This is a genomic window from Caulobacter sp. GW821-FHT11A05, assembly GCF_058809015.1.
On sequence record NZ_JBXASF010000021.1, the window covers coordinates 48,629 to 65,424 of the forward strand.

At 65.9% G+C, this 16,796-nt stretch carries 29 protein-coding genes; 23 read left to right on the top strand and 6 right to left on the bottom strand.

Annotated elements, in window-relative coordinates; translation table 11 throughout:
• Window positions 1-3: 3 nt before the first annotated feature.
• From rplB to rplQ, 23 genes are all read left to right on the top strand, one after another.
• Window positions 4-843, top strand: coding sequence for a 50S ribosomal protein L2 (rplB, locus tag AC1RSK_RS22325; protein WP_492909893.1), 840 nt, complete (start codon window positions 4-6; stop codon window positions 841-843).
• Window positions 844-845: 2 nt separating this feature from the next.
• Window positions 846-1,124 (top strand): 30S ribosomal protein S19, encoded by a 279-nt coding sequence (gene rpsS, locus AC1RSK_RS22330; RefSeq protein ID WP_271068537.1) that lies wholly within the window; start codon window positions 846-848, stop codon window positions 1,122-1,124.
• Between the two features lie 2 nt (window positions 1,125-1,126).
• Window positions 1,127-1,507, top strand: coding sequence for a 50S ribosomal protein L22 (gene rplV / locus AC1RSK_RS22335; RefSeq protein ID WP_487298386.1), 381 nt, complete (start codon window positions 1,127-1,129; stop codon window positions 1,505-1,507).
• On the top strand, window positions 1,507-2,265 hold the full coding sequence (rpsC, locus tag AC1RSK_RS22340; protein WP_492909894.1) for a 30S ribosomal protein S3: 759 nt from the start codon (window positions 1,507-1,509) through the stop codon (window positions 2,263-2,265). Before rplV ends, rpsC begins: the two co-directional genes overlap by 1 nt.
• A gap of 5 nt (window positions 2,266-2,270) precedes the next feature.
• Window positions 2,271-2,702 carry a 50S ribosomal protein L16 gene (gene rplP, locus AC1RSK_RS22345; protein ID WP_492909895.1) on the top strand — a complete coding sequence of 144 codons (432 nt, stop codon included), beginning with the start codon at window positions 2,271-2,273 and terminating at the stop codon, window positions 2,700-2,702.
• Window positions 2,703-2,704: 2 nt separating this feature from the next.
• Window positions 2,705-2,896, top strand: a complete 192-nt coding sequence (gene rpmC, locus AC1RSK_RS22350) for a 50S ribosomal protein L29 (RefSeq protein ID WP_492909896.1) — start codon at window positions 2,705-2,707, stop codon at window positions 2,894-2,896.
• An 11-nt stretch (window positions 2,897-2,907) separates the two neighbouring features.
• A complete protein-coding gene (gene rpsQ / locus AC1RSK_RS22355) occupies window positions 2,908-3,147 on the top strand; it encodes a 30S ribosomal protein S17 (RefSeq protein ID WP_492909897.1) in 240 nt (79 codons plus the stop codon).
• Between the two features lie 17 nt (window positions 3,148-3,164).
• The gene (gene rplN / locus AC1RSK_RS22360; protein ID WP_166575799.1) at window positions 3,165-3,533 is read left to right on the top strand and encodes a 50S ribosomal protein L14; all 369 of its coding nucleotides are present in this window, start codon (window positions 3,165-3,167) and stop codon (window positions 3,531-3,533) included.
• Window positions 3,533-3,847 carry a 50S ribosomal protein L24 gene (gene rplX / locus AC1RSK_RS22365; protein WP_492909898.1) on the top strand — a complete coding sequence of 105 codons (315 nt, stop codon included), beginning with the start codon at window positions 3,533-3,535 and terminating at the stop codon, window positions 3,845-3,847. Before rplN ends, rplX begins: the two co-directional genes overlap by 1 nt.
• Window positions 3,840-4,397 carry a 50S ribosomal protein L5 gene (gene rplE, locus AC1RSK_RS22370; RefSeq protein ID WP_492909899.1) on the top strand — a complete coding sequence of 186 codons (558 nt, stop codon included), beginning with the start codon at window positions 3,840-3,842 and terminating at the stop codon, window positions 4,395-4,397. Before rplX ends, rplE begins: the two co-directional genes overlap by 8 nt.
• A gap of 18 nt (window positions 4,398-4,415) precedes the next feature.
• Window positions 4,416-4,721 carry a 30S ribosomal protein S14 gene (rpsN, locus tag AC1RSK_RS22375; RefSeq protein ID WP_492909900.1) on the top strand — a complete coding sequence of 102 codons (306 nt, stop codon included), beginning with the start codon at window positions 4,416-4,418 and terminating at the stop codon, window positions 4,719-4,721.
• A 10-nt stretch (window positions 4,722-4,731) separates the two neighbouring features.
• Window positions 4,732-5,130: a 30S ribosomal protein S8 gene (rpsH, locus tag AC1RSK_RS22380; RefSeq protein WP_492909901.1), complete on the top strand. Its 399-nt coding sequence runs from the start codon at window positions 4,732-4,734 to the stop codon at window positions 5,128-5,130.
• A gap of 1 nt (window position 5,131) precedes the next feature.
• Complete coding sequence (gene rplF, locus AC1RSK_RS22385) at window positions 5,132-5,665, top strand: 50S ribosomal protein L6 (protein ID WP_492909902.1); 534 nt, start codon at window positions 5,132-5,134, stop codon at window positions 5,663-5,665.
• Window positions 5,666-5,668: 3 nt separating this feature from the next.
• A complete protein-coding gene (rplR, locus tag AC1RSK_RS22390; protein ID WP_492909903.1) occupies window positions 5,669-6,025 on the top strand; it encodes a 50S ribosomal protein L18 in 357 nt (118 codons plus the stop codon).
• Between the two features lie 9 nt (window positions 6,026-6,034).
• Complete coding sequence (gene rpsE / locus AC1RSK_RS22395) at window positions 6,035-6,628, top strand: 30S ribosomal protein S5 (protein ID WP_271068549.1); 594 nt, start codon at window positions 6,035-6,037, stop codon at window positions 6,626-6,628.
• Between the two features lie 3 nt (window positions 6,629-6,631).
• Window positions 6,632-6,817: a 50S ribosomal protein L30 gene (gene rpmD, locus AC1RSK_RS22400; RefSeq protein ID WP_492909904.1), complete on the top strand. Its 186-nt coding sequence runs from the start codon at window positions 6,632-6,634 to the stop codon at window positions 6,815-6,817.
• Window positions 6,818-6,929: 112 nt separating this feature from the next.
• Window positions 6,930-7,415: a 50S ribosomal protein L15 gene (gene rplO, locus AC1RSK_RS22405; protein ID WP_492909905.1), complete on the top strand. Its 486-nt coding sequence runs from the start codon at window positions 6,930-6,932 to the stop codon at window positions 7,413-7,415.
• Window positions 7,416-7,494: 79 nt separating this feature from the next.
• Window positions 7,495-8,850 carry a preprotein translocase subunit SecY gene (gene secY / locus AC1RSK_RS22410; protein WP_492909906.1) on the top strand — a complete coding sequence of 452 codons (1,356 nt, stop codon included), beginning with the start codon at window positions 7,495-7,497 and terminating at the stop codon, window positions 8,848-8,850.
• Window positions 8,851-8,870: 20 nt separating this feature from the next.
• Window positions 8,871-9,443 carry an adenylate kinase gene (locus AC1RSK_RS22415; protein WP_492909907.1) on the top strand — a complete coding sequence of 191 codons (573 nt, stop codon included), beginning with the start codon at window positions 8,871-8,873 and terminating at the stop codon, window positions 9,441-9,443.
• Between the two features lie 174 nt (window positions 9,444-9,617).
• On the top strand, window positions 9,618-9,986 hold the full coding sequence (gene rpsM / locus AC1RSK_RS22420; RefSeq protein WP_271068554.1) for a 30S ribosomal protein S13: 369 nt from the start codon (window positions 9,618-9,620) through the stop codon (window positions 9,984-9,986).
• 12 nt (window positions 9,987-9,998) lie between these two features.
• The gene (gene rpsK, locus AC1RSK_RS22425; protein ID WP_492909908.1) at window positions 9,999-10,388 is read left to right on the top strand and encodes a 30S ribosomal protein S11; all 390 of its coding nucleotides are present in this window, start codon (window positions 9,999-10,001) and stop codon (window positions 10,386-10,388) included.
• Window positions 10,389-10,464: 76 nt separating this feature from the next.
• Window positions 10,465-11,481 carry a DNA-directed RNA polymerase subunit alpha gene (locus AC1RSK_RS22430; RefSeq protein ID WP_492909909.1) on the top strand — a complete coding sequence of 339 codons (1,017 nt, stop codon included), beginning with the start codon at window positions 10,465-10,467 and terminating at the stop codon, window positions 11,479-11,481.
• A 57-nt stretch (window positions 11,482-11,538) separates the two neighbouring features.
• Window positions 11,539-11,952, top strand: coding sequence for a 50S ribosomal protein L17 (rplQ, locus tag AC1RSK_RS22435; protein WP_271068557.1), 414 nt, complete (start codon window positions 11,539-11,541; stop codon window positions 11,950-11,952).
• A 215-nt stretch (window positions 11,953-12,167) separates the two neighbouring features.
• On the opposite strand, the gene AC1RSK_RS22440 is transcribed toward rplQ, so the two are convergent.
• The 6 genes from AC1RSK_RS22440 to AC1RSK_RS22465 form a co-directional block, all read right to left on the bottom strand.
• Window positions 12,168-13,574, bottom strand: a complete 1,407-nt coding sequence (locus tag AC1RSK_RS22440) for a DegQ family serine endoprotease (protein ID WP_492909910.1) — start codon at window positions 13,572-13,574, stop codon at window positions 12,168-12,170.
• Window positions 13,575-13,649: 75 nt separating this feature from the next.
• Window positions 13,650-14,903: a TCR/Tet family MFS transporter gene (locus AC1RSK_RS22445; RefSeq protein ID WP_492909911.1), complete on the bottom strand. Its 1,254-nt coding sequence runs from the start codon at window positions 14,901-14,903 to the stop codon at window positions 13,650-13,652.
• Window positions 14,900-15,232: an MmcQ/YjbR family DNA-binding protein gene (locus tag AC1RSK_RS22450; protein ID WP_492909912.1), complete on the bottom strand. Its 333-nt coding sequence runs from the start codon at window positions 15,230-15,232 to the stop codon at window positions 14,900-14,902. The genes AC1RSK_RS22445 and AC1RSK_RS22450 overlap by 4 nt, the downstream gene beginning before the upstream one ends.
• Window positions 15,233-15,404: 172 nt before the next feature.
• On the bottom strand, window positions 15,405-15,863 hold the full coding sequence (locus AC1RSK_RS22455) for an SRPBCC domain-containing protein (RefSeq protein ID WP_492909913.1): 459 nt from the start codon (window positions 15,861-15,863) through the stop codon (window positions 15,405-15,407).
• 2 nt (window positions 15,864-15,865) lie between these two features.
• Window positions 15,866-16,213 (bottom strand): ArsR/SmtB family transcription factor, encoded by a 348-nt coding sequence (locus AC1RSK_RS22460; RefSeq protein WP_492909914.1) that lies wholly within the window; start codon window positions 16,211-16,213, stop codon window positions 15,866-15,868.
• Window positions 16,207-16,677, bottom strand: coding sequence for a VOC family protein (locus tag AC1RSK_RS22465; protein WP_492909915.1), 471 nt, complete (start codon window positions 16,675-16,677; stop codon window positions 16,207-16,209). The genes AC1RSK_RS22460 and AC1RSK_RS22465 overlap by 7 nt, the downstream gene beginning before the upstream one ends.
• Between the last annotated feature and the right edge of the window lie 119 nt (window positions 16,678-16,796).

Here is a 16,796-nt window from a genome sequence, read left to right on the forward strand (position 1 = left end):
GAAATGGCTCTGAAGCATTTCAAACCGACTTCCCCGTCGCGTCGCCAGCTGGTGCTGGTCGACCGCTCGGAACTCCACAAGGGTCGCCCGGAAAAGAGCCTCGTCGAGGGTCTGACCAAAAAGGGCGGTCGTGGCGGCGGTGGCCGTATCGCCGTCCGCTTCCGCGGCGGCGGCGCCAAGCGCCTCTACCGCATCGTGGACTTCAAGCGCCGCAAGTGGGACATCGCCGCGACCGTCGAGCGCATGGAATACGACCCCAACCGGTCGGCCTTCATCGCCCTGATCAAGTACGCCGATGGCGAGCTGAGCTACATCCTGGCTCCGCAGCGCCTCAAGGTCGGTGACGAGATCATCGCCTCGGCCAAGGTCGACGTGAAGCCTGGCAACGCCGCTCCGCTGAGCGGTCTGCCGATCGGCACGATCATCCACAACGTCGAGCTGAAGCCTGAAAAGGGCGGTCAGATCGCTCGGTCGGCCGGGTCCTACGCCCAGCTGGTCGGTCGTGACGCCGGCTATGCCCAGATCCGCCTGAACTCGGGCGAGCTGCGCATGGTCCAGGACAGCTGCATGGCCACGGTGGGCGCGGTTTCGAACCCCGACCACATGAACCAGAACCTCGGCAAGGCTGGCCGCGTTCGTCACATGGGCTTCCGCCCGCACGTTCGCGGCGTCGCCATGAACCCGGTCGACCACCCCCACGGCGGCGGCGAAGGCCGCACCAGCGGCGGTCGCCACCCGGTGACCCCGGCTGGTAAGCCGACCAAGGGCGCCAAGACCCGCGTGAACAAGACCACGGACAAGTTCATCATCCGTAGTCGTCACAAAGCCAAGAAGGCCCGCTAGAGATGACCCGTTCCGTTTGGAAAGGTCCGTTCGTCGACGGCTACCTGCTGAAAAAGGCCGATACGGCCCAAGCCAGCGGCCGCAAGGACGTGATCAAGATCTGGTCGCGTCGCTCGACCATCATGCCGCAGTTCGTCGGTCTGACGTTCGGCGTGCACAACGGCCAGAAGCATGTGCCCGTCATCGTGTCGGAAGACATGGTCGGCATGAAGTTCGGCGAGTTCGCGCCCACGCGCAACTTCCCGGGCCACGCGGCCGACAAGAAGGCCAAGAGGAAGTAGCGATGAGCAAGCCCAAGACTCAACGCCGCCTTCCCGGCACCGAAGCGATGGTCAAGCTGCGCACCCTGCGCACCTCGGCCCGCAAGCTGAACCTGGTCGCCCAGTCGATCCGCGGCCTCCGGGTGCAGCGGGCGCTGAACGAACTCGAGTTCAGCCACAAGCGCATCGCCAAGGACGTCCGCAAGGCGCTGTACTCGGCCATCTCCAACGCCGAGAACAACCACAACCTCGACATCGACAGCCTGGTCGTCGCCGAAGCGTTTGTTGGCAAGAACCTGATCATGAAGCGTTTCTCGCCGCGCGCTCGCGGCCGGGCTTCGCGGATCGAGAAACCGTTTTCCGAGATCACCATCGTGGTCCGCGAGCTGGGTGAGGCCGCCTGATGGGTCAGAAAGTCAATCCGGTCGGGCTCCGCCTCGGCATCAACCGCACCTGGGACAGCCGCTGGTTCGCCGACGGCCCCGAGTACGGCCGTTTGCTGCACGAAGACATCAAGGTCCGTCGTGAGCTGAAGAAGCGCCTGTACCAAGCCGGTATCTCGCGCATCATCATCGAGCGTCCGCACAAGAAGTGCCGGGTCACCATCTATGCCGCCCGCCCGGGCGTCATCATCGGCAAGAAGGGCGCCGACATCGACAAGCTCCGCAAGGACCTGTCGGCCCTGACCTCCGCCGAGGTGCACCTGAACATCGTCGAGATCCGCAAGCCGGAAACCGACGCCCAGCTGGTGGCCGAGAACATCGCCCAGCAGCTCGAGCGCCGGGTCGCCTTCCGCCGCGCCATGAAGCGCACCATGCAGTCGACCATGCGTCTGGGCGCCAAGGGCGTTCGGATCAACGTGGCCGGCCGTCTCGGTGGCGCTGAAATCGCCCGGATGGAATGGTACCGCGAAGGTCGCGTTCCGCTGCACACCCTGCGCGCGGACATCGACTACGGCTTCGCTGAAGCCAAGACCACCTACGGCATCATCGGCGTGAAGACCTGGATCTTCAAAGGCGAAGTGCTGGATCACGACCCGATGGCCCTCGACAAGCGTCTGGCCTCGGAATCGGGCCCCGCCGGCGAAGGCGGCGGACGTGACCGTGACGACCGTGGCCCCCGTGGCCCGCGTCGCGACCGCGGCCGTGGATCTGAGGCGTAACGAACATGCTGTCTCCGAAGAAAACCAAGTACCGGAAGGCCTTCAAGGGCCGCATCCACGGTATGGCGAAGGGCGGCACCCTGCTGAACTTCGGCTCCTACGGCCTGAAAGCCGTTGAGCCGGAGCGCATCACGGCCCGTCAGATCGAAGCGGCCCGCCGCGCGATCACCCGCCACATGAAGCGCCAGGGCCGCGTCTGGATCCGGATCTTCCCGGACCTGCCGGTCACCGACAAGCCGGCCGAAGTCCGGATGGGTAAGGGCAAGGGCGCCGTGGACTACTGGGCCGCTCGCGTTCACCCCGGCCGGATCATGTTCGAAATCGACGGCGTCGCCGACGATATCGCCCGTGACGCCCTGAAGCTTGGCGCCGCCAAGCTGCCGATCAAGACCCGCATCGTCACGCGCATCGACGCTGGCGTCGGCGCGGAGCACTAGAGATGAAGATCGATCAAATCCGGGGCATGACGCCCGATCAACTGGCCGAAAGCCTGCTGAACCTGAAGAAGGAGCAGTTCAACCTGCGCTTCCAGGCGGCGACCGGCCAGGTTGAGAAGACCCATCGCGTGAACGAGATCCGCAAGGACATCGCTCGCATCAAGACCGTGCTCCGCACCAAGCAAGCGGCGTAGGGAGAGACAAGATGCCGAAACGTATTCTCGAAGGCCTCGTCGTCTCCGACAAGGGCGACAAGACGGTGGTTGTGAAGGTCGAACGGACCATCCTGCACCCGCTGCTGAAGAAGATCGTCCGCCGCTCGAAGCGCTACCACGCGCACGACGAAGCCAATGCCTACAAGGCTGGTGAAGTCGCCCGCATCGTCGAGTGCGCGCCGAAGTCCAAGCTGAAGACCTGGGAAGTGCTTCCCAAGGCTTCGGCGTAATCTGGAAGGTTTGAACCATGATCCAGATGCAAACTAACCTGGACGTCGCCGACAATTCTGGCGCCCGCCGGGTCATGTGCATCAAGGTGCTTGGCGGGGCCAAGCGCCGCTACGCGCACGTCGGTGACAAGATCGTTGTCTCCGTGAAGGAAGCCATTCCGCGCGGCCGCGTGAAGAAGGGTGATGTGCTGCAAGCCATCGTCGTTCGCACGTCCTCGGCCATCAAGCGCAAGGACGGCTCGGTGATCCGCTTCGACAAGAACGCGGCCGTCATCGTCAACAAGCAGGCGGAGCCGATCGGCACCCGCATCTTCGGACCGGTTCCGCGCGAACTCCGCGCCAAGAACCACATGAAGATCATCAGCCTGGCTCCGGAGGTCCTGTAATGGCCGCGAAGATCAAGAAGGGCGACCGCGTCATCGTCCTGACGGGCAAGGACAAGGGCAAGACGGGCAACGTCACCCGCGTCCTCCCCAAGGAAGAGCGCCTGGTCGTTGGCGGGATCAACATGGTCCAGCGCCACACCAAGCCGACCCAGGGCGACCCCCAGGGCGGTATCAAGAACAAGGAAGCGCCGCTGCACGTTTCCAATGTCGCCATCGTCGATAGCAACGGCAAGCCGACCCGCGTCGGTTTCCGCATCGACGGCGACAAGAAGGTGCGCGTCGCCAAGAGCACCGGTGAGGTGATCAATGGCTGATCAAGCTTATATGCCCCGGCTGAAGTCCGAATATCGCGAGCGCATCCGCGCCGTGATGAAGGAGCAGTTCGGCTACACCAACGAAATGCAGATCCCCAAGCTCGACAAGATCGTTATCAACATGGGGATCGGCGAAGCGGTTGCGGACTCCAAGAAGGCCACCGCGGCAATGAAGGACCTGGCGGCGATCGCCGGCCAGAAGCCGCTGCCGACCAAGGCCCGTCTCTCCGTCGCCCAGTTCAAGGTGCGCGAAGGCATGACCGTCGGCGCCAAGGTGACCCTGCGCGCCGACCGCATGTATGAGTTTCTCGACCGTCTGATCACCATCGCTCTGCCGCGGGTGAAGGACTTCCGGGGCCTCAACGGCAAGAGCTTCGATGGTCGCGGCAACTACGCCATGGGTCTGAAGGAGCACATCGTGTTCCCGGAGATCAACTACGACGAAATCGATCAGATGTGGGGCATGGACATCATCGTCTGCACCACGGCCCGGACCGATCAGGAAGCCAAGGCTCTCCTGAAAGAGTTCAAATTCCCGTTCAACTCGTAGGCGGGAAGGAAAGAACCCATGGCTAAGAAAAGCGCCGTAAACCGCAACGAGAACGTCAAGGCCCTCGTGAAGCAGCTCGCCGCCAAGCGCGCCGAGCTGAAGAAGCAGGCCAACGACGAGAGCCTGCCGCTCGAGGAGCGCTTCGAGGCTCGCCTCAAGCTCGCCAAGCTGCCGCGCAGCTCTTCCGCGACTCGCATTCGTAACCGTTGCGAAGTCACCGGGCGCCCGCGCGCCTACTATCGCAAGCTCAAGATGAGCCGGATCGCGCTGCGGGAGCTTGGCTCCGCTGGCCAGATCCCCGGCCTCGTCAAGTCGAGCTGGTGAGGACCATCAGATGTCGATGAATGATCCCCTGAGCGATCTGATCGCCCGCATCAAGAACGCCGCCATGCGCAAGCGCTCGAAGGTGTCGACCCCCGCGTCGAAGCTTCGCGCCCGTGTCCTGGATGTCCTGGCCGATGAAGGCTACATCCGCGGCTATTCGCTGGTCGAGAAACCCGGTGCTTTCCCGGAGTTCGAGATCGAGCTGAAGTACTTCGACGGCCAGCCGGTCATCGCGGAAATCTCCCGCGTGTCCAAGCCCGGTCGCCGCGTGTACAGCTCGATCAAGGACCTGAAGCCGATCAAGAACGGCCTCGGTATCTCGATCCTGTCCACTCCCAAGGGCGTCATGTCCGACAACGCGGCGCGCGACGCCAACGTTGGCGGCGAAGTCCTCTGCAGGGTCTACTAAGATGTCCCGGATTGGTAAGAAGCCCATCGCGATCCCGGCCGGCGTGACCCTCACGCTGGACGGTCAGACGGTGTCGGTCAAAGGCCCGAAGGGACAGCTGTCCTGGACGGTGATCGACGACGTCGTGATCACCCACGAAAACGGCGAACTCACCCTGGCCCCGCGTGACGACAGTCAACGCGCCCGGTCGATGTGGGGCCTGTCGCGCACCCTGGTCGGCAACATGGTCCATGGCGTCACCGAAGGGTTCGAGCGCAAGCTCGAACTGGTCGGCGTCGGCTATCGCGCCGCCCTGAAGGGCGATGCGCTGTCGCTGCAGCTCGGCTTCAGCCACGACGTTGAAGTGGCTCCCCCCGCGGGCGTCACCTTCGTCGTTCCGAAGCAGACCGAAATCACGATCAGCGGGATCGACAAGCAGGCGGTTGGAGAAATCGCCTCGAAGATCCGCCGCCTCCGTCCGCCGGAGCCCTACAAGGGCAAGGGCGTGCGGTATGCCGGCGAAAAGGTCCGCCGCAAGGAAGGCAAGAAGAAGTAAGCCATGCCGCTCTCTCCCTCTGAAATCACCAAGCGCCGCGCGACCCGCATCCGCAGCCGCCTCAAGAAGGTCGGCAACGGTCGTCCGCGCCTCACGGTGTTCCGCTCCTCGAAGAACATCTACGCCCAGGTCATCGACGATGCCCGTGGCGTCACCCTGGCCGCCGCCTCCACCCTCGAGGGTGAAGACAAGGCCAAGGGCGGCGACAAGGACGCCGCCGCCAAGGTGGGCAAGCTGGTCGCCGAGCGCGCCATCGAAAAGGGCGTCAAGGACGTCGTCTTCGATCGCGGCGGTCACATCTTTCACGGCCGGATCAAGGCGCTGGCTGACGCCGCGCGTGAAGCCGGCCTGAACTTCTAAGGATCGATCATGGCTCGTGAACAACAACGCGGCGATCGTCGCGACCGCCGCGACCGGCCCCAGGAAGACGGTCCCGAAAGCGACATCGTCGAGAAGCTGGTCCACATCAACCGCGTCGCCGCCACCGTGAAGGGCGGCCGTCGCTTCAGCTTCGCCGCTCTGATGGTCGTCGGTGACCAGAAGGGCCGCGTGGGCTTCGGTCATGGCAAGGCGCGTGAAGTGCCGGAAGCCATCCGCAAGGCCACCGAGGAAGCCAAGAAGTCGATGATCCGCGTGCCGCTGCGCGAATCCCGCACCCTGCACCACGACGGCAATGGCCGTTGGGGCGCTGGCAAGGTGATGGTCCGCTCGGCGCCTCCCGGCACCGGCATCATCGCCGGCGGTCCGATGCGCGCGGTTCTGGAAACCCTGGGCGTTCAGGACGTGGTCGGCAAGTCGACCGGGTCCTCCAACCCCTACAACATGGTTCGCGCCACCTTCGAAGCGTTGAAGGTGCAGTCGTCGCCCCGCCAGATCGCCGCCAAGCGCGGCAAGAAGGTCAGCGACGTCCTGAGCCGCCGCGCCGACGGGGCTTCGGCCGCGCCGGAAGCTGTCGAGGGCTAAGACATGGCCGAGAAAAAGACCGTCACCATCCGCCAGACCGGCAGCCCGATCCGTCGGAACGCCGTGCAGCGCGCCACCCTGTCGGGCCTGAAGCTGAACAAGCTGGGCCGTGTCGCCACCCTGGAGGACACTCCTTCCGTGCGCGGCATGATCCTCAAGGTCCGCCACATGGTGGAAGTGGTCGAGTAGGACTGCTAAGAGACCGCGAAACGCCTTCCCCGAAAGGGGAGGGCGCTTTCTCATTTTTACATCGCCGAGTCCGGGCCAGGCCCGGGCGCCAGATCTCCAAGGAGAGGCAACCATGACGAAACTGAACGAAATCGCTCCCCGCGAAGGCTCCACCAAGGGCCGTATGCGCATCGGCCGCGGCCCGGGTTCGGGCAAGGGCAAGACCGGTGGTCGCGGTGTGAAGGGCCAGAAGGCGCGCTCGGGCGTCGCCATCGCCGGCTTCGAGGGCGGCCAGATGCCGCTGCACATGCGCATGCCCAAGCGTGGCTTCAACAACCCCTTCGCCAAGGAGTTCGCGGAAGTGAACCTGTGGCGCCTGGAACAGGCCGTCGCGGCCGGCAAGCTCGACGTCAAGAAGGCGGTCGACACGGAAGTCCTGCTGGCCGCCGGCATCATCCGCCGCGCCAAGGATGGCGTGAAGCTGCTGGGCAAGGGCGAGATCAAGGCCAAGCTGAACCTGACCGTCTACGCCGCCACCCCTTCGGCCGTCGCGGCCGTGGAAAAGGCCGGCGGCAGCGTCACCCAGACCCGTCCGGTCAAGGCGGAAGCCGAGGCCTGATAGACCGTCAACGATTAGGGGTCGCGGAATCCTCCGTGCGCCCCTATCTGATGGCCTCATCTGAGTCAGGGGATTGTCGATGGCCTCGGCCGCCGAACAGCTAGCAGCCAACATGAACTTCGGGGCCTTCCAAAAGGCCACCGAGCTTCACAAGCGTATCTGGTTCACGCTCTGGGCGTTGATCGTCTACCGCATCGGGACCTACATCCCGATCCCCGGCATCAACACCGAAGTCTTCCAGCAGACCTTCCAGAACCAGACCCAGGGCATCCTGGGCATGGTCAACATGTTCAGTGGCGGCGCCGTCGAGCGGATGGCCATCTTCGCCCTGAACGTGATGCCCTACATCAGCGCCTCGATCATCGTGCAGCTGATGGGCTCGGTGTATCCGCCGTGGGAGAAGCTGCGCAAGGAAGGCGGCGAGGCCGGCCGCAAGCAGCTGAACCAGTACACCCGCTACCTGACCGTGGCCCTGGCCCTGTTCCAGGCGGTGGGCATCGCCTTCTCGCTGAACGCCTCGCCGGGCGTCGTCAACGTCCCCGGCCCGATCTTCATCCTGTCCACCGTCGTCGGCCTGACCGGCGGCACCATGTTCCTGATGTGGCTGGGTGAACAGATCACCGCCCGCGGCGTCGGCAACGGCGTGTCGCTGATCATCTTCGCCGGCATCGTGGCCGCCCTGCCGATCAGCCTGTCGCAGCTCTTCCAACAGGTTCAGGTCGGCGCGGTCAGCTCCTTCCTGCTGCTGCTGCTGGCTGTCATGGCCGTGGTCGTGGTCGGCGCCATCGTCTTCATGGAGCGCTCGCAGCGCCGGCTGCTGGTGCAGTATCCCAAGCGCCAGGTCGGCAACCGGATGATGGGCGGCGAGTCGAGCTTCCTGCCGCTGAAGATCAACACCGCCGGGGTCATCCCGCCGATCTTCGCCTCCTCGCTGCTGCTGCTGCCGGCCACCGCCGCCGGCTTCCTGAAGCCGGAGACGATGCCGGCCTGGGCCCAGTGGCTGCCGGAGATGGTGCGCTACCTGCAGCACGGCCAGCCGCTGTACATGGTGGTCTACGGCCTGCTGATCATCTTTTTCTGCTTTTTCTACACCTCGATCGTCTTCAATCCGGACGACACGGCCGAGAACCTGCGCAAGTACGGTGGCTTCCTGCCGGGCATCCGGCCCGGCAAGCGGACGGCCGAGTACCTGGACTATGTGCTGTCGCGCCTGACCGTCATCGGGGCCGCCTACATCACCGTGGTCTGCCTGGTTCCGGAGATCCTGGTCGGAGTCATGGGGGCGCCCAACAGCGCCCGGGCCCTGGGCGGCACCTCGATCCTGATCGTCGTGTCGGTGACCATGGACACCGTGGCGCAGATCCAGTCGCACCTGCTGGCGCACCAGTACGAGGGGCTCATCAAGAAGTCCAAGCTGCGCGGCGGCAAGAAGTAGGGCAGGGGAGGCCCGACGCGATGAACCTGATCCTGTTCGGGCCGCCCGGCTGCGGCAAGGGCACCCAGGCCAAGAAGCTGGTGGATGGACGCGGCATGGTCCAGCTGTCCACCGGCGACATGCTGCGGGCCGCCATCGCCGCGGAGTCGGAGCTCGGCGTGAAGGTGAAGGACATCATGGCCCGGGGCGACCTGGTGCCGGATGCCATCGTCATCGCGCTGATCGAGGAGCGCCTGCCCGAGGCCGAGGCCGCCGGCGGCGCCATCTTCGACGGCTTCCCGCGCACGGTTGCGCAGGCTGAGGCGCTGGACGCCATGCTGGCGCGGCGCGGCAAGAAGATCGACCGGGTCGTCCGCCTCCTGGTGGATGAACCGGAACTGCTCGCCCGGGTGACCGGGCGATTCGAACAACAGGGGCGACCGGACGACAATCCGGAAACCTTCGTCACCCGTCTGGCTGCCTACAACAAGCAGACCGCGCCTTTGCTCCCCTACTATGAGAGCACCGGCAAAGTTCGCGAAGTGAATGGGATGGGGACCATGGACAGCGTGGCCGCGGAAATCGCGGCGGCGTTGGACGAGGTCGAGGCCTGAACCTTTACGTCGGGGCGGATTCATTCGCTTCCGGCATTGACGGAAACAAAACGTTGCTTATAACGCTGCGTTTCCGCGAATGGCGCGACTCTCTCCGGCTCTCTTTCGAGAGCACGGCGGCGTGGCGTTTCGTTTTGCGTGCACCGATTGGGTGCAACTGAAGAGAGAGCAGACGTGGCCCGTATCGCAGGCGTCAATATTCCGTCGAACAAGCGCGTCGTCATCGCGCTTCAGTACATCCATGGCATCGGCCCGAAGTCCGCCAAGGACATCGTGACCAAGGTCGGGATCGAGGACAGCCGCCGGGTCAACGCCCTGAGCGACGCCGAAGTCCTGCAGATCCGCGAAGCGATCGACAAGGATCACACCGTCGAGGGTGACCTGCGTCGTGAGACCGCCGTCAACATCAAGCGTCTGATGGACCTGGCCTGCTACCGCGGCCTGCGTCACCGCAAGGGCCTGCCGGTCCGCGGTCAGCGCACGCACACCAACGCCCGCACCCGCAAGGGTCCGGCCAAGCCGATCGCCGGCAAGAAGAAATAAGAGAGCGCCCCGATGGCCAAGGAACCGGTTCGCGTCAAACGCCGCGAACGTAAGAACATCACTTCGGGCGTGGCGCACGTGAACGCCTCGTTCAACAACACCATGATCACCATCACCGACGCCCAGGGGAACACCATCTCCTGGTCCAGCGCCGGCATGATGGGCTTCAAGGGCTCGCGCAAGTCGACCCCGTACGCCGCTCAGATGGCCGCCGAAGACGCGGGCAAGAAGGCGGCCGAACACGGCGTGCGCACCCTGGAAGTGAACGTCTCCGGTCCGGGTTCGGGTCGGGAATCGGCTCTGCGCGCCCTGCAGGCCGCCGGCATGACGATCACCACCATCCGTGACGTGACGCCGATCCCGCACAACGGTTGCCGGCCGCCGAAGCGCCGCCGGGTCTAAGACCCGAGCGACCGATTTTAACTCGCCGGCTCCGCGATTCGCGGGGCCGGCACACGTGTTTCGAGGATATCCGCCCGTGATCGAACGCAACTGGAACGAGCTGATCCGCCCGGAGAAGCCGCTGATCGAGACCGGTTCCGACGCTAACCGCAAGGCGCGTCTGGTGGCCGAGCCGCTCGAGCGCGGCTTTGGCGTGACGCTCGGCAACGCGCTGCGCCGCGTTCTTCTGTCGTCGCTGCAAGGCGCCGCCGTCACCGCCGTCCAGATCGACGGCGTGGTCCACGAGTTCAGCTCGATGGAAGGCGTCCGCGAGGACGTCGTCGACGTCGTCCTGAACATCAAGCAGCTGGCCCTGCGCATGCACTCCGAAGGCCCCAAGCGCATGACGCTGAAGGCCACTGGCCCCGGCGCCGTCACCGCCAGCCAGATCGAAGTCCCCTCGGACATCGAGATCCTGAACGGCGACCATGTGCTCTGCACCCTGGACGAAGGCGCCTCGGTGCGCATGGAGTTCACGGTCAACAACGGCAAGGGCTACGTGCCGGCCGACAAGAACCGCCCGGAAGACGCCCCGATCGGCCTGATCGCCGTCGACAGCCTCTACTCGCCGGTCAAGCGCGTCGCCTACCGCGTCGAGCCGACCCGTCAGGGCCAGTCGCTGGACTATGACAAGCTCATCCTGGAAGTCGAAACCAATGGCGCCGTGTCGCCGGTGGACGCGGTGGCCTACGCCGCCCGCATCATCCAGGACCAGCTGCAGATCTTCATCACCTTCGAAGAGCCGAAGGCCAAGTCGGATGGCGAAGCCAAGCCCGACCTGCCGTTCAACCCGGCCCTGCTGAAGAAGGTCGACGAGCTGGAGCTGTCGGTCCGTTCGGCCAACTGCCTGAAGAACGACAACATCGTCTACATCGGCGACCTGATCCAGAAGACCGAAGCCGAGATGCTCCGCACCCCGAACTTCGGCCGCAAGTCCCTCAACGAGATCAAGGAAGTGCTTTCGGGCATGAACCTGCACCTCGGGATGGACGTGCCCAACTGGCCGCCGGAAAACATCGACGATCTGGCCAAGAAGTTCGAAGACCAGATCTAAAACCTGTAGTAGGAACCCCCGCCGCCGAGAGGCGCCGGAGTTTTTGGAGAGACCGACATGCGCCACGGTTACGCGCACCGCAAACTGGGCCGCACTTCCAGCCACCGCACCGCCATGTTCGCGAACATGTCGGCGTCGCTGATCAAGCACGAGCAGATCGTCACGACGCTGCCGAAGGCCAAGGAACTGCGTCCGATCGTCGAGAAGCTGGTCACGCTCGCCAAGCGCGGCGACCTGCACGCTCGCCGTCAGGCCATCAGCGCCGTTCGCGACGTCGAACAGGTCGGCAAGCTCTTCGCGACCCTGGGTCCGCGCTACAAGGAACGTCAGGGTGGCTACATCCGCGTCCTCAAGGCCGGCTTCCGCTACGGCGACAACGCGCCGATGGCCGTGATCGAGTTCGTCGACCGCGACCCGTCGGAAAAGGGCAAGGACTCCGGTCCGGTCCAGACCTTCGGCGACGACGAATAGTCGTTTCCACGGTTGAGGTTTGAAGAGGGCGGCTGGGAAACCAGCCGCCCTTTTTCTTTCTCCCTCCCCTTTATGGGGAGGGACAGCGGGGCGCAGCCCCGCAGGGTGGGGTACTCGCGTGACGAAGCGCGCTGCATCCGACTTCCCCACCCGGACGGCTCCGCCGTCGTCCCTCCCCATAAAGGGGAGGGAGGCGCGCGCGCTCCTCTGCACCCCTACAGCGAGAACGTCGACGTGATCTGCTGGCCGCCGCGTTCGATGGTGACCTGCCAGCGGCGGGCGTTCTGGGCGGTGGCGGCGGCGACGTCGGCTTCGGTGCGGACCTGCTTGCCGTTGATCGCCCGGATGAAGTCGCCGGGACGCAGGCCCACGCGGGCGGCCAGGCCGTCCGGCGCCACCTGCAGCACCACCAGGCCGCGGCCGACGAAGGGGTCGATGCCCTTGGCGTCGGCCATGGCCGGGGTCAGCTCGGCGACGAAGGCGCCCTGGAACGGGTTGCGGCCCTGGATGGTGCGGCCGCCGTCGGCCCGGCCCGGAGCCTTCTCGGCCCGCACGCTCAGGGTCTGTTCGCGGCCGTCGCGCAGCACCTTCAGCGCCGCCGTCTGGCCGATCTTCAGATTGCCGAAATAGTAGGTGACCGCCCCCTCGTCGTTCACCGGCTCGCCGCCGATGCTGAGAATGACGTCGCCCTGGCGCAGGCCGCCGCGCTCGGCGGCGGCGCCCGGCCAGACATCGGCCACCAGCACCCCGCGCGGGGCGTCGAGGCCCAGGCTGTGGGCGACGTCGGAGGTCACCGCCTGACCGCGGGCGCCCAGCCAGGGGCGCACCACGGCGGTCTCACCGCCGAGCGCGGCGCTGACGATCTGGCGGGCCATGCTGGCCGGAATGGCGAAGCCGACGCCCGACGACTGGCCCGAGCGCGACAGGATGGCGGTGTTCACCCCGATCAGGTCGCCGTCCATGTCGACCAGCGGGCCGCCGCTGTTGCCCGGGTTGATGGCCGCGTCGGTCTGGATGAAGAAGCCGAAGTCGGTGATGCCAAGGTTGGACCTGGCGGTCGCCGAGACGATGCCGTTGGTCACCGTCTGGCCGACCCCGAACGGGTTGCCGATGGCCAGCACCAGGTCGCCGACCTCGAGGGTCTCGCCGGCGTCGATGGCGATGACCGGCAGCTTCTCGTTGCCGACGTCGATCTTGAGGACGGCCAGGTCGGCGCGCGGGTCGGCCAGCAGCACCTTGGCCGGGAATTCCCGGCGGTCGGCCAACTGCACCATGACCTCGTCGGCGCCCTCGATGTTGTGGTTGTTGGTGATGATCACCCCGTCTGCGCGGACGATGGCGCCTGAGCCGAGGCTCTGCTGGATGCGGGCCTGGGGCACGCCGCCGCCGCTGAACAGCTCCCAGAAGGGATCGACTCGCTGGCGCACCGTGCGGCGGCTGGAGACGTTGACCACGGCCGGCGCGGCCTTCTTCACCACCGGGGCGAAGGACTGCTTCATGGCCGCGGCGCTGGTCGGCACGGACTTGGCCGGCTCGGGCAGGCCCTGGGCCTGGGTATCGTGGCCGGGCGAGCAGGCGGCAAGAACAGCCAGGGCCGGGATCAGGACTTTATAAGCGCGCATGGGTCTCCAACGGGTCTTGACGCTCCCGCCCGTTAGAAAGGGCAGGTTTTCGGCGCAATCAAGGCGGTGAAGATCTCAGGCCGGTTGCGGTTCCGCCGGCGGAGCCGGCTTGGCGACCTGCAGGGCGATCAGGAAGCTGCCCAGCATCAGCGCCGAGGCGATCAGGATCGGCAGGCCGGGCATATGCAGGGTGTCGTTGTGGTCGACGGCATAGGCGAAGGTGTAGCCGAACACCGCCGGGGCGATGATCTGGGCGATGCCCATGATGGCGCTGTTGGCGCCCTGCAGCTGGCCCTGCTCGTGCGGGGCGACGCGGCGGGTCATCAGCGCCTGCATGCCAGGGCCGGTGAAGCCCATCAGGGCGAAGATCGGCACGCCCACGAAGTAGAGCCAGCCATTGGGCGCCAGGCCGAAGACGGCGAAGCCGAGCGCGCCGCTGGCCAGCCCGAGGAGGAGGGCGCCGCGCTCGCCGATCTTCTTGACCACCGGCCCGACCAGCAGGGCCTGGACGATGATGTTGGCGACGCCGGTGGCCAGCATGCTGAGGCCCACCATGGCCGGCGACCAGCCGTAGCGGTAGCCCGAGTAGAGGACGAAGATCACCGGCAGAACGACATGGGCCATCTGGAACAGGAAGCCGACGGTGGCCAGGCCCAGCAGGTCCTTATGCGAGCGCAGCAGCTGCAGGGAGCCGAGCGGGTTGGCCTTGCGCCAGTCCAGCTTGGCCACGCGCTTTTCCTTGGGCAGCGACTCCGGGAGTATGAAGAAGCCGTACAGCCAGTTGAGCAGAGCCAGACCGGCGCAAACGAGGAAGGGCAGGCGCAGGTCGATCTCGGCCAGGAAGCCGCCCAGCACCGGGCCCAGGGTAAAGCCCACCCCGAACGCCGCGCCCAGCATGCCGAAGGCCTTGGCCCGGTTCTCCGGGGCGGTGATGTCGGCGATGTATGCGTTGGCGGTGGAGAAGCTGGCGGCGGTGGCGGCGTTGATCACCCGGCCGACGAACAGCCAGCGGATCGAGGGCGCGAAGGCCATGAACAGGAAGTCGATGCCCAGTCCGAAGATCGAGGTCAGCAGCACCGGGCGGCGCCCGAACCGGTCCGACATCAGGCCCATCACCGGGGCGCAGAAAAACTGCATCAGCCCGTACACGGTGGCGAACAGCAGGTTGATCTCGGAAGCCAGCGCGAAATCGCCGCCGGCCATCTCCTTGATCAGATTGGGCAGCACCGGGATCATGATGCCCAGGGCGATGATGTCGATCGTCGCGGTGACGAAGATGAACCCCACCGCCGCCGTGCGGCGATGGCCCTTCAGACTGTCTTCGCTCATCCCTGGCCCCTCAGAAGTGTCTTGGGCGCGACCTGCCGCCAGGCGAGGCGGATCAGATCGGCCAGCTTTTCGGAATCAATGGACCCGATGGCGATCAGGGTCCAGCCGCCCCGGTCCCAGCCGCCCGGCAAGGCCAGAATCGCCTCGGGGTCCGATTGCCGCAGGCTTTCCTTGATCTCGGGCAGCAGCTTCAGCGCCACCTGCTCGCCGGCCGGCGGCAGGGTGGCGAAGATCTTGCCCTTCACCCGAAAGGAGGCGCGGTCGAAGTGGGGGTGCTCCTCGGCGAGCGGGAGAGACAAGGCGAGCGCGCGGATGTCGTCGGCTGTCACGATCCTTCTCCCGCTTGTCGGGAGAAGGTGGCGGCGAAGCCGACGGATGAGGGCAGCACCGGCGGTGGGGGATTGGCGCCGCGCAGGCCTTCGCTGGCCGGCGCTGCCCTCATCCGACCCCCTTCGGGGGCCACCTTCTCCCGACAAGCGGGAGAAGGGAGGAGTGTGGTCGTCATGCGATCTCTCCCATCCGGTCCAGCAACTCACGCCACCAGTCGCCGTGGCGCTTCATGAAGTAGCCGTTTTCCATGCCGTGCTTGGCGACATGCTCGCGGGGCACGCTGTCCCAGCCGGTGTGGACGACGGTGACCCGGGTCTCCTCGCCGACCGCCTCGAAGGTGACCTCGACGTCGGTCATCTGGTCCGGCGTGAAGGTCGCCTGGCGCCAGCCGAAGGCCAGTCGAACGCCGGGCTCCCAGGCGGTGACCTTGCCGACCTCGAAGACCTTGCCGCTGGGCAGCCGCTCGACCAGCCGCGCCTCATCCTCGAAGGCCATCTCGCCCGGTGAGCGCGGCGTGAAGACGAACTCGGGATTGGGCTTCCACCACAGGGAAATATCCCGGGTGAAAACCTCGAACGCCCGCAGGGGCGTGGATTTCACCCGGATGGAAACCAGGACCCGGCTGGCCACGCTCAGTCCTGCTCCAGATGGGCCTTGAAGGCCGCCAGCTGGGCGCTCCACATCCGTTCGGTCTGTTCCAGCCAGCGAATGAGATCGACCATGGGCTCGGCCCTCAGCTGATAGACGCGGACCCGGGCGTCGAACTCCGGGTGGCTTTCCTCGACCAGGCCCGCCACCTCTATCAGGCCAGACTGGCGCAGGGTCTTGAGGTGGCGGCTCATGGCCGGCGGGGTCAGGCCGGCGGCCTGGGCCAGCTCGCCGGCCCGGTGCGGCCGTTCGCGCAACAGCTCCACCACCCGCCGCCGATGGGGATCGGCGAGGGCGGCGAGCGTCGTGTCGAGGCGTGCTGTCGCTACCATTCCTTGTAGACGGTGGTCTTCAGGCCGGTCTTGGCTTCCCATTCTTCGGGCGTGCTGGCGGCGACGGTCTGGCCAATGGTCCAGATGTGGCCCTCGGGGTCTTTGCAGCGGTAGGTGCGGTCGCCGTAGAACTGGGTCTCCGGCTCGACGATGATCGTCGCGCCAGCCTTGCGGGCCCGTTCGCAGTGGGCGTCGATGTTGTCGGCGGGGTCTTCCAGCTGGACGTGGACGGTCTGGGTCATCAGCCCGCCGATCGAGGCCGGGCTCTTGTGCTCGGCGGTCCACTCGCTGCCGACCATCACCGCGCCGGTGCCATAGCGCATCTCGCTGTGGCCGACGTTGCCCTCGGGGTCTTCGATCAGCAGGATGATCTCGAAGCCGAATGCCTCCTCGAGGAACTTCAGGGCCGCGCGCGGGTCCTTGTAGACCAGGGCGGAGGTGAGGGCGGGGCGCTTCCAGGCCATGGGCTGGCTCCTGTTGTCGTTCGAGTTAATATTTCACCCAAACCGCAACTATGTCAATCCTCCCCCGGCGCGCAGCGACGGGGGAGGGGGACCGCCCGCGAAGCGGGTGGTGGGGGGGG